Source organism: Candidatus Nucleicultrix amoebiphila FS5 (genome assembly GCF_002117145.1).
Lineage (GTDB): Bacteria > Pseudomonadota > Alphaproteobacteria > Caedimonadales > Nucleicultricaceae > Nucleicultrix > Nucleicultrix amoebiphila.
This window is the reverse complement of sequence record NZ_CP008743.1, coordinates 1,671,448-1,684,311: the sequence shown is the minus strand read 5'-3', so window position 1 is coordinate 1,684,311 and position 12,864 is coordinate 1,671,448. Positions and strand designations below refer to the sequence as shown.

Genomic DNA, 12,864 nt, shown 5'->3' with positions numbered 1-12,864 from the left:
ATAACAATCAATAATTACTTAATCACCTTAGTCACAACACCGGCACCGACGGTACGACCACCTTCACGAATAGCAAAGCGTAATCCTTCATCCATCGCCACTGGTGCAATCAACTTTGCCACCAACTTAATGTTATCTCCGGGCATCACCATCTCTACGCCTGTTGGCAGGTCGACGGATCCCGTTACGTCTGTCGTACGGAAATAAAATTGTGGCCTATAGTTTGAGAAAAATGGTGTGTGGCGTCCACCTTCCTCTTTCTTCAAAATATAACACTCACACTCGAAATCTGTATGAGGAGTAATCGTTCCTGGCTTTGCCAACACTTGTCCACGCTCTACTGCTTCTCTTTCAACGCCACGCAACAACGCTCCAATGTTGTCTCCTGCCCGTCCCTCATCCAACAGCTTCCGGAACATCTCGACGCCCGTTACCGTTGTCTTCGTTGTTGGCTTTATTCCCACGATCTCGATTTCTTCTCCAACCTTCACGATTCCGCGCTCTACGCGTCCTGTCACCACTGTTCCGCGCCCTGAAATCGAAAATACGTCTTCAATCGGCATCAGAAATGGCTTGTCAATATCACGTACAGGCTGTGGAATATAACTATCTACCGCATCCATCAACTGCATAATCGCTTCACGACCAATCTTTGGATCTCTATCTTCAATCACGCACAACGCTGACCCCTTCACCACTGGAATCTTGTCCCCGGGAAATCCATAGCTCGTCAATAACTCTCTGATCTCCAGTTCCACCAAGTCCAACAACTCTGGGTCGTCTACTTGATCTACCTTGTTCATAAACACTACCATCGCTGGCACGTTAACCTGACGGGCCAACAAAATGTGTTCTTTTGTCTGGGGCATCGGTCCGTCTGCTGCGCTTACCACCAAAATCGCTCCGTCCATCTGCGCCGCACCCGTAATCATGTTCTTCACATAGTCCGCGTGTCCTGGGCAGTCCACGTGCGCATAGTGGCGCTTGTCTGTCTCATATTCTACGTGCGCCGTTGAAATCGTAATACCACGTGCTTTTTCTTCTGGTGCTTTATCGATCTGATCATACGCTGTATACGTTGCTCCACCCTTCTCTGACAACACTTTCGTTATCGCTGCTGTTAGCGTTGTCTTTCCATGGTCTACGTGTCCAATCGTTCCGATGTTTACGTGCGGCTTCGTCCGCTCAAACTTCGCCTTACTCATCTCTTATCACCCTTTCCTTGGTTATCTTTCATTATGTTCTTTAACCTTGCTTTGCCACAATTTCATCTGCAACGTGCTGAGGAACATGATCATAGTGATCAAACTGCATTGTATATTGTGCACGCCCTTGGCTCATGGATCGCAAAGTATTAACATATCCAAACATATTTGCAAGAGGAACCATTGCCGAAACAACACGTGCGTTCCCTCTTTGATCCATACCTGAAACTTGACCGCGACGACTATTAAGATCTCCAATCACATCTCCCATATATTCTTCAGGAGTTACGACCTCAACCTTCATAATAGGTTCAAGCAATTTTGGAGAAGCTTTTCTAATACCTTCACGGAAAGCAGCTCTTGCAGCAATTTCGAAAGCTAAGACGCTAGAGTCAACATCGTGATATGCGCCGTCAATCAATGTAGCTTTAAAGTCAATCATTGGATATCCAGCAATTACACCGTTGTCACGTGCAGAGTTCAGACCTTTTTCAACACCTGGAATATATTCTCTTGGTACTGATCCACCCACAATTTTGCTTTCAAACTGATAACCTTGTCCACGTTCTTGTGGTTCAAAACGCACAGTAATACGAGCGAACTGACCAGCACCACCTGTTTGTTTCTTGTGTGTATAATCAACTTCAGAAGTACCAGTAATGGTTTCACGATAAGCAACTTGTGGCTGACCGACTGTCGCATCAACTTTAAATTCACGCTTCATACGGTCAACGATAATCTCAAGGTGTAACTCACCCATCCCCTTAATCACGGTCTGACCGCTCTCAGGATCAGAGGACACACGGAATGATGGATCTTCAGAAGCAAGACGCGCAAGCGCCAATCCCATCTTTTCTTGGTCCCCTTTAGTGTTTGGCTCAACAGCCACTTCAATAACGGGCTCTGGGAATTCCATGCGCTCTAAAATAACTTTATTGTTTTGATCACAAAGAGTATCGCCTGTTGTTGTATCTTTTAATCCACAAAGTGCAATAATATCACCAGCACGCGCTTCTTTAATATCTTCACGACTGTTTGCATGCATCAACAACATGCGACCTACACGCTCACGTGAATCTTTTACAGAGTTGTAAATATAGGAACCGCTTTCCACAACACCAGAATAAACACGCACGAACGTCAAGGATCCCACGAATGGATCAGTCATAATTTTGAATGCCAAACCAGAAAATGGTTCAGTATCAGCTGGCTGACGACTCAATTCTTTGTCACCATCAACATTGGTACCATGAACAACGCCAACGTCGAGCGGACAAGGCAAATAGTCTGTAACCGCATCAAGAAGAGGTTGCACACCTTTATTTTTAAAAGCGCTACCGCAGATCACCGGTACAAAAACATATCCTAATGTCCCCTTACGAATACACTTCTTCAAAACTTCAACTGAAGGCTCATTTCCTTGCAGATAAGCCTCTAAGGCAGCATCATCTTGTTCAACTGCAGTCTCAATCAACTTTTTGCGATATTCTTTCGCTTTTTCTTGAAGGTCTACAGGAATTTCTTCAGACACAAATTCTGCACCAAGCTTTTCATCCATCCAACGAATGGACTTCATGGTAAGAAGATCTACAACACCAGAAAATTCAGCCTCACTTCCAACAGGCAACTGAAGAACCAACGGTGTAGCACCTAAGCGGTCAACAATCATATCTACACAACGATAAAAATCAGCGCCTATACGGTCCATCTTATTGATGAAGCAGATACGTGGAACGCTATATTTGTCTGCTTGACGCCAAACAGTTTCAGACTGCGGCTCAACACCAGCAACGCTATCAAAAACGCATACCGCACCATCAAGAACGCGAAGGGAACGTTCTACTTCAATAGTAAAGTCAACGTGTCCGGGAGTATCGATAATGTTAATACGATGATCATTCCAAAAACAGGTTGTAGCAGCTGAGGTAATTGTAATACCACGCTCTTGCTCCTGCTCCATCCAGTCCATCGTAGCGGCACCCTCATGGACTTCGCCAATTTTGTAGGATTTACCAGTATAATATAAGACACGCTCCGTGGTGGTGGTTTTCCCAGCATCAATGTGGGCCATAATCCCAATATTGCGATATCGTTCTAAGGGTGTCGTTCTCGCCATTGTTTTTACCTTATAGTCCTTTCCTACCAGCGATAATGTGAGAAGGCCTTGTTTGCCTCTGCCATCTTGATTGTATCTTCACGTTTCTTAATAGACGCACCAGTATTATTAGCTGCATCAATCAATTCCGAAGCCAAACGATTAACCATAGTCTTCTCTGAACGCTTACGAGACATATCTATAATCCAACGGATAGCTAAAGCTTGCGCACGATCAGAACGTACCTCGACAGGTATTTGATATGTAGCGCCGCCAACACGACGTGAACGCACTTCAATTGCCGGTTTTACATTATCCAACGCCTCATAGAAAACCTCAAGAGGATCGCGATTGATTTTCTTTTGAACTTCAATCAGCGCACCATAAACGATGCTTTCAGCAACAGACTTTTTGCCTGTAACCATAATATTATTAATAAACTTACCCAGAACAAGGTTATTAAACTTTGGATCTGGAAGCGTATGGCGTTTTTCTGCAGCGCGACGACGTGCCATTTATATCTCCTACTTTGGACGCTTTGTGCCGTATTTAGAACGGCTTTTCTTACGATTTTGAACACCTTGAGTATCTAGTGCACCGCGAATTACGTGATAGCGCACACCTGGAAGGTCGCGTACACGTCCACCACGGATCAGAACAACGGAGTGCTCTTGAAGATTGTGACCTTCACCTGGAATATAACCAGTGACTTCAAATCCACTTGTCAAACGCACACGCGCAATCTTACGCAAAGCGGAGTTTGGCTTCTTTGGGGTTGTCGTACTTACACGCGTACACACACCTCGGCGTTGTGGACAGCTCTTTAAAGCTGGAACCTTATTACGGGGAGGACTACTCTCCCTTGGCTTACGAATCAACTGGTTAATTGTAGGCATTAAGCCATATCCTTTCTTTTGAGTGTTTGCTCTTATATAAATAAAACCTCATCTGAAATAAAGCTCTATTTTCAGATGGTTAAAATCTTTTTACTCAAGCGAGTCACGTTAAAATGCGACAGGCGGCATACTAGTCAGGGTAAGCCCGCCAGTCAAGCTCTCAATTTAACTTAACTGGCATTTTATTAAGAAATCTTAACTTTATTAAGATCTCGACTCAGTTTGAGCGGGGTTTTCTTGCTGGGCAGCCATTAAATTGACCTTCCCGCTACCACTGGCCTCATCCAATAAAGCAGCTTCTTTTCGCAAGCGATTCACCATACTTCCCGTTCCTGCAGGCACTAAACGGCCAACAATCACGTTTTCCTTAAGTCCTTCAAGATGATCGACTTTACCTGCAACTGCAGCCTCAGTAAGCACGCGAGTTGTCTCTTGGAAAGATGCCGCAGAAATAAAGGAGCGGGTTTGCAAGGAAGCCTTTGTAATACCTTGCAAAACAGGTATTGCTTGTGCAGGGCGTCCACTTTCAGCCATAACCTTATTATTGACTGCTTCAAACTCAGTGCGATCCACATTTTCACCGAGCAAGAAAGTTGTATCACCAACATCAACAATTTCAACCTTTTGCAGCATCTGTCGAACTATCACTTCAATATGTTTATCGTTAATGGGCACGCCCTGAAGTCGATAAACTTCTTGAATTTCATTTATTAAATAACTTGCCAAAGCCTCGACCCCCAAAATACGCAAAATATCGTGGGGAACGGGATTACCATCAACGAGCAATTCACCTTTTTGAACGTAATCTCCTTCTAGAACTGCCACGTGACGTCCTTTAGGTACAAGGTACTCAACTGCAAGCTCTGGTGCGTCTTCAGGAACAATACGAATACGACGCTTTGCTTTGTAATCCTTACCAAATTCAACCCGTCCTGCAATCTCACTAATAATCGCATGATCTTTAGGAATACGTGCCTCAAAAAGTTCAGCAACGCGCGGCAAACCACCGGTAATATCTCGAGTCTTCGATGACTCTCTAGGGATACGTGCGATAACATCACCTGCATGAACCTTCACGCCATTTTCTATATTCAAAATAGCGTCTACTGGCAAGAAATAGCGAGCTTCTAGACCGCTAGAAAGATTAAGAGCAGCACCTTTAGCATCTCTAAGAGCTATACGTGGTTTCAATTCAGCAGCACGTGTTTGTTGACGCCAGTCGGTCACAACACGACTAGCAATACCGGTCGTTTCGTCCATAACTTCGCGCATCGAAACACCATCAACCAAGTCGACAAAGTGTGCAATACCATCACGTTCTGAAATAATTGGAACAGTGTAAGGATCCCACTCAGCCAAGCGTTGGCCCATTTTCACCTTTGTTCCTTCATCAACTAACAACTTAGCTCCGAACGGAATCTTATAACGTGCACGTTCACGGTTCTTATTGTCTTTAAGAATTACCTCACAATAACGACTCATCACAACGAGAACGCCATCTTTGTTAGTAACAACGTTACGGTTTTTAATATCAACCTTCGCCTCAAAAGAAGCTTCAATACTGGATCGTTCACTCGCAGCTTGTGCCGTACCGCCAATGTGGAATGTTCTCATTGTCAACTGCGTACCTGGCTCACCAATGGATTGTGCAGCAATAACGCCAATCGCCTCCCCATGATTCACTCGTGTACCACGAGCAAGGTCACGTCCATAACAAGATGAACAAGCACCAATGACTGATTCGCAAGTCAAAATGGAACGGATATGTACTTCATCCAAGCTACTTTGCTCAATACGCTCTAAATGAGACTCGTTTACAATTTCGCCAGCTGCAACCATCACTTCACCTGAGTTTGGATCAACCAGATCCTGTGAAGCAGTTCGCCCTAAGATTCTTTCAGTTAATGGCGTTAATATTTCGCCTCCTTCAACCACGGCCTTTACGGTAATACCTTTTGTTGTACCGCAATCTTCTTCGGTAATGACACAATCTTGCGCAACGTCAACCAAACGACGCGTTAGGTAACCAGAGTTTGCTGTTTTGAGAGCCGTATCCGAGAGACCCTTACGAGCACCGTGTGTTGAATTGAAATATTCAAGGACGGTAAGACCTTCTTTAAAGTTTGAAATAATAGGCGTCTCAATAATTTCACCTGAAGGCTTTGCCATAAGACCACGCATACCTGCGAGCTGTTTAATCTGCGCTGCAGATCCACGCGCTCCTGAGTGAGCCATCATGTAAACTGAGTTTACTTCATTATCACCTGGCTCAGCCATACCTTTCATCATTGCAGCAGCAACTTGATCGCTACACCTTGACCAAGCATCAACAACCTTGTTGTATTTTTCGCCTTGTGTAATCAAACCATCGAGATATTGACGCTCATATTCAGAAGCTAAATCACGTGTTTCTTGCACCATCTTTTCTTTTTCACCAGGAATAACCAAGTCATCCTTTCCAAAAGAAACACCAGAAGCAGTTGCATAACGGAAACCAAGAGCCATCATACGATCAGCAAAAATGACAGTTTCTTTTTGACCACAGTGACGATAAACTAAGTCTACTAAACGACTTACATCTTTGCTGGTCAATAAACGGTTAATAATGTCAAATGGCACATTGCGATGCTTTGGCAAAATTTCACCTAAAATCATCCTGCCAGGAGTAGTATCAATGATTTTGATATACTCTCTACCATTTTCATCAATTAAGGCGCGGCGTGCTTTTATTTTTGAGTGAAGCTTCACACATCCATGAGCTAAAGCCAACTCTATTTCTCCAATATTAGAGAAAGTTTTTCCTTCACCCACCAAGCCTGACGCTTCCATCGTAAGGTAGTAAATACCAAGGATGATGTCCTTTGTAGGAACAATAATTGGACGTCCGCTAGCAGGACTTAAAATATTATTCGTTGACATCATCAAGACACGCGCTTCAAGCTGGGCTTCCACTGAAAGTGGTACGTGCACAGCCATTTGGTCACCGTCAAAGTCTGCGTTAAAAGCTGTACAAACCAGGGGATGAAGTTGAATTGCTTTACCTTCAACCAGTTTAGGTTCAAACGCTTGGATACCAAGACGATGAAGCGTTGGCGCACGGTTTAGAAGTACAGGATGTTCACGAATCACTTCTTCTAAAATATCCCAAACTTCAGGACGCTCACGTTCAACCATCCGCTTTGCAGCTTTAATAGTGCTAGCCAAGCCATAACGTTCAAGTTTTGAATACACAAAAGGCTTAAATAGCTCGAGAGCCATTCTCTTTGGTAATCCGCACTCATGGAGCTTCAGCTGAGGTCCTACAACGATGACTGAACGCCCCGAATAATCGACGCGCTTACCAAGTAGGTTCTGACGAAAACGACCTTGTTTTCCTTTAAGCATGTCAGAAAGTGACTTAAGGGGGCGCTTGTTCGTTCCTGTGATAGGACGACTACGGCGCGAGTTATCAAAAAGAGCATCTACAGATTCTTGCAGCATTCTCTTTTCGTTGCGTACGATAATTTCAGGCGCCCTTAATTCGATAAGACGCTTCAAACGATTATTACGGTTAATAACGCGACGATATAAATCGTTCAAATCCGACGTTGCAAAACGACCGCCATCCAAAGGAACTAAGGGACGTAATTCAGGTGGAATAACCGGTAATACTTCCAAAATCATCCATTCAGGACGAGATCCAGACTCTAAAAATGCCTCTATAACCTTAAGACGCTTAACCAGTTTTTTACGACGCATCTCTGAATTATTGTCGCGCATTTCCTCGCGGAGTTTATTGCGTTCTTTCTCTAAATCAATCTCTGCCAGCATTCCCTTAAGCGCTTCAGCTCCAATGCTTGCCTTAAAAGATTCTTCTCCGTACTCGTCCTGAGCATCAATATACTCTTCTTCAGTAAGCATCTGATGAAGTTTCAAAGGTGTTAATCCTGGCTCAGTAACAATATAAGCTTCAAAATAAAGGATTTTATCTAAGGCTTTCAAAGAAAGATCAACCATAGTCGCAATGCGGCTTGGCATCGACTTTGTAAACCATATATGCGCTACTGGAGAAGCTAATTCAATGTGCCCCATACGGTCACGACGTACTTTTGCAAGCGTTACTTCTACACCGCATTTTTCGCAGATAATTCCACGATATTTCATGCGTTTATATTTACCGCAAAGACATTCGTAATCCTTAATTGGACCAAAAATGCGTGCACAGAACAGACCATCACGTTCTGGTTTAAAGGTTCTGTAGTTAATGGTCTCAGGCTTCTTAACCTCACCAAAAGACCATGAGCGGATTTTGTCTGGACTGGAAATACCAATCTTCACAAAGTCAAAACTATCTGGTCCTTTTGCTTTCCCGAAAATGTTCATCAAATTGTTCATCTGGAAATCCTGCCTATCTAAAATTCGTCTTTAAGAGTCCTGATTTTGTTGTCCAAAATCAAAATCCAAACCAAGGGACCGCAATTCTTTCGCCAAAACGTTGAAAGATTCTGGAATCCCCGACTCAAAAGTATCATCGCCACGTACAATAGCCTCATAAACCTTCGCACGTCCTGAGACGTCGTCTGATTTAACTGTAAGCATTTCTTGCAAGGAATAAGAAGCACCATAAGCTTGTAGCGCCCAAACTTCCATTTCTCCGAAACGTTGACCACCAAACTGTGCTTTACCACCAAGTGGTTGCTGCGTCACAAGACTGTATGGACCAACAGAACGAGCGTGAATCTTATCGTCAACCATGTGATTGAGTTTCAACATATAGATGTATCCCACAGTCACAGGACGTTCAAGAAACTCACCGTTTCTGCCATCAATGAGTCTCACTTGACCTGAGGTTTGCAGTCCAGCATTTTTCAATTCATTGACCACATCAGGTTCATGAGCACCGTCAAATACTGGTGTTGCCATTGGCACGCCTTTAACCATGCTGCAAGCCATTTCAACAAGTTGATAATCATTCAAGCTTTCAACAGCTTTTTGATCTTGCTTGCGATGGTAAACTTGTTTCAAATGACTTCTAAGATCATCAGGCTTTTTCTTACCATTATGCATATGGCTCAAAATTTCAGCTACTTGACGACCAAGTCCTGCAGAAGCCCAACCAAGGTGTGTTTCAAGAATCTGTCCGACGTTCATACGAGAAGGAACACCAAGCGGATTCAAGATAATATCAACAGGAGTACCGTCTTCCAAGTGAGGCATATCTTCAACAGGCACAATGATAGAAACGACACCTTTGTTTCCATGTCGACCTGACATTTTGTCGCCGGCTTGTATCTTACGTTTTGTTGCCACGAAAACTTTAACCATCTTCAAGACACCCGTTGGCAACTCATCACCACGACGGACTTTCTCCACCTTATCTTCAAAGCGGCGCTCAAGCTGTTTAATATCCAGCTCATGTTGAGACTTAAGAGCCTCAACTTCACGCATCACATTATCGTCTTCAACAAAGATTTGTAACCATTGAGCTTTTTTAAGCTCAGCAAGCAAGTCAGGAGTTATTTGAGTACCTTTTTTAACTCCTTTAGGACCACTAATTATTTTTTGGTTTACAAGTAATTCTTCCATACGCGCATAAAGACCACGTTCAAGAATCTGCCTTTCAGCATCCCTGTCTTTCGCAAGACGGTTAATCTCTGCTCTTTCAATAGCAAGGGCGCGCTCGTCTTTATCAATACCACGTCGAGAGAAAATACGAACTTCAACCACAGTACCAGACACACCAGGAGGTACACGCAATGAGGTGTCTCTTACATCCGAAGCTTTTTCGCCAAAAATAGCTCTGAGCAATTTTTCTTCAGGTGTGGTTGGTGTTTCACCTTTTGGCGTCACCTTACCAACCAGAATATCACCCGGCTTCACTTCGGCACCGATAGATACAATTCCAGCTTCGTCTAAATGACGCAAAGCATCATCACCAACGTTGGGAATATCACGGGTAATTTCTTCTTGTCCAAGCTTTGTATCACGAGCCATTACCTCAAATTCTTCCATGTGAATTGAAGTAAAAGCATCTTCACGAACAACGCGCTCTGAAAGAATAATTGAGTCTTCAAAGTTATATCCGCCCCAAGACATAAAGGCTACAAGCACGTTTCTACCCAAGGCCAATTCACCACAATCAATGCCCGGACCATCAGCAATAACGTCACCTGCCTTAACAACATCACCAGAACGAACAAGAGGTCGTTGGTTAATAGCTGTATTTTGGTTAGAGCGTTGAAATTTTTGCAGATTGTAGATGTCGACAACTGACCCCGCTTCGCCTGTACGCTCTGTAACACGCACAACAATACGCATTGCATCTACCTGGTCAACAACACCATCACGACGAGCAATAACAGACACTCCTGAGTCAGAAGCAACAACACTTTCCATTCCAGTCCCAACTAAAGGAGCCTCAGTTTGAAGCAAAGGAACTGCTTGACGTTGCATGTTTGATCCCATGAGAGCACGGTTAGCATCGTCATTTTCAAGGAATGGAATCAAGGATGCAGCCACTGAAACCATTTGCTTTGGAGATACGTCAATAAAATCAATATCTGAAGGGGGCGCTATTGTGAACTCACCTGCCTTACGACAACTGACGAATTCCTCAACAAAACGATCATCCTTATCTAACAAAGCACTGGACTGAGCAATTGTGTATCGCCCCTCTTCTGTCGCAGATAGATAAACAATTTCATCTGTTACTTGTCGGTCATTAACACGACGATACGGACTTTCAATAAATCCATACTTATTTACACGCGCATAGGTAGCCAATGAGTTGATTAAACCAATATTGGGTCCTTCAGGAGTCTCAATTGGACAAATACGACCATAATGTGTCGGATGCACGTCACGAACTTCAAAACTTGCACGATCTCTAGTCAAACCACCTGGCCCTAAAGCAGAAAGGCGACGTTTGTGGGTTATTTCAGCAAGTGGGTTCACTTGATCCATAAACTGTGATAGCTGCGACGAAGTAAAAAATTCTTTGATCGCTGCAGATATAGGTTTGGAATTAATCAAATCATGAGGCATCACTGTATCGACTTCAACAGAGCTCATTCGTTCGCGAACAGCACGCTCCATTCTCAGAACACCGGCACGGAATTGGTTCTCCAAAAGCTCGCCAACTGGGCGCACACGACGGTTTCCGAGGTTATCAATATCGTCGATTTCCCCTCGACCATCCTTAAGCTCAAGCAAAACCCGAACCATTTCAAGAATATCTTTACGACGTAAAGTTTTAATTTCGTCACTAATATCGAGGTTTAGTCTCGCGTTCATTTTCACGCGACCAACTGCTGAAAGATCATAGCGCTCTTGATCAAAGAACAACCCGTAGAAAAGAGCTTCAGCGCTTTCAACGGTTGGTGGTTCACCAGGACGCATAACACGATAAATATCAATCAACGCATCTTCACGACTATAGTTCCGATCAGACATCAATGTGTTTCTAAGATATGGTCCCTTCGTTACGTCGTCGATAGCTAACGTTGGGATTTCATCATACCCTGCTTTCTCAAGAGAATTGAAAACAGCTTCAGTAATTTCATCACCAGCCGTGGCGAGTAATTCTCCTTGCTTGGAACCAGCCATATCTTGAGCTAGAAATCTACCAATCAGATCTTCTTCTGACACCAAGATTTCTTTCAAACCTTGCTCTTGCAATTGTTTTGCTAAACGTGGTGTGATTTTGGATCCTGCTTCAGCAACAACCTTATTAGTTTTTGCATCAACCATATCGGTTGTAAGTTTACGACTACGCCAGCGAAGTGGGTTAAAAACAGTTTTCCACCCTTTTTTACTTTTTGAATAAACAACGGTCTCATAATAATATTGTAAAATCTCAGAGCGTGTAAGGCCATTCACACTAGCAGAGAGATTCTCTGTTAAAGAGAAATCACCTTTATCAAATTTCTTTTCCGTTTTTTCATCATAAAGCGCCATAAGCAATGTAGTAATTGGCAGTTTACGACGACGATCAATACGAACATAAAGTAAATCTTTCGCATCAAACTCAAAGTCTAGCCAAGATCCACGATAAGGAATTACACGCGATGAAAAAAGATATTTTCCTGAAACATGGGTTTTACCACGATCATGATCAAAAAACACACCGGGTGAACGATGCATTTGTGAAACAATAACGCGCTCTACACCATTAATGATGAAAGTACCGTTATTTGTCATTAAGGGGATATCCCCCATATAAACATCTTGCTCTTTAATATCACGAATGGATCTTGATCCAGTATCAGAATCTGTATCCCAAACGACAAGACGTAAGGTTACTCTTATAGGAGCAGAATAAGTAGCACCACGCTGACGACATTCTTCTACGTCATACTTTGGTTCATCAAATTCATATTTAAAAAACTCAAGCTGAGATTTTTCAGCAAAATCTTTAATAGGAAAAACCGATTTAAAAACGGCTTGGAGTCCAACATCAGCCCGCTTTTCAGCACTGACATTTTTTTGCAAAAGCATCTCATATGAATTTTTCTGTAGCTCGATCAAATTGGGCATCGATGCTACGCCACTAAGACGCTCAAAACTCTTTCTTATACGCTTACGACCTGGAAGGGAAACCGCCATTCATGCCTCTCGAAAGTTACGCAACACACGTCATCCTGACGTGTCTCTTTAGTCACTATTGGAACTCACATTTAAGCCCCAAGTT

General features: G+C 43.3%; 6 protein-coding genes. All 6 read right to left on the bottom strand.

All coding sequences use genetic code 11. From position 1 onward, the window contains the following. Positions 1-14 precede the first annotated feature (14 nt). Positions 15-1,205 (bottom strand): elongation factor Tu, encoded by a 1,191-nt coding sequence (tuf, locus tag GQ61_RS08285; protein WP_085784866.1) that lies wholly within the window; start codon positions 1,203-1,205, stop codon positions 15-17. 40 nt (positions 1,206-1,245) lie between these two features. Next, entirely contained in the window at positions 1,246-3,321 is a 2,076-nt protein-coding gene (gene fusA, locus GQ61_RS08280; protein ID WP_085784877.1) for an elongation factor G, read from the bottom strand. Between the two features lie 23 nt (positions 3,322-3,344). Beyond that, complete coding sequence (rpsG, locus tag GQ61_RS08275) at positions 3,345-3,815, bottom strand: 30S ribosomal protein S7 (protein WP_085784876.1); 471 nt, start codon at positions 3,813-3,815, stop codon at positions 3,345-3,347. A gap of 9 nt (positions 3,816-3,824) precedes the next feature. Next, positions 3,825-4,196, bottom strand: a complete 372-nt coding sequence (rpsL, locus tag GQ61_RS08270; RefSeq protein ID WP_085784875.1) for a 30S ribosomal protein S12 — start codon at positions 4,194-4,196, stop codon at positions 3,825-3,827. Positions 4,197-4,400: 204 nt separating this feature from the next. Continuing rightward, positions 4,401-8,570 (bottom strand): DNA-directed RNA polymerase subunit beta', encoded by a 4,170-nt coding sequence (gene rpoC / locus GQ61_RS08265; protein ID WP_085784874.1) that lies wholly within the window; start codon positions 8,568-8,570, stop codon positions 4,401-4,403. A gap of 30 nt (positions 8,571-8,600) precedes the next feature. Next, positions 8,601-12,779 (bottom strand): DNA-directed RNA polymerase subunit beta, encoded by a 4,179-nt coding sequence (rpoB, locus tag GQ61_RS08260; protein WP_085784873.1) that lies wholly within the window; start codon positions 12,777-12,779, stop codon positions 8,601-8,603. Positions 12,780-12,864 lie beyond the last annotated feature (85 nt).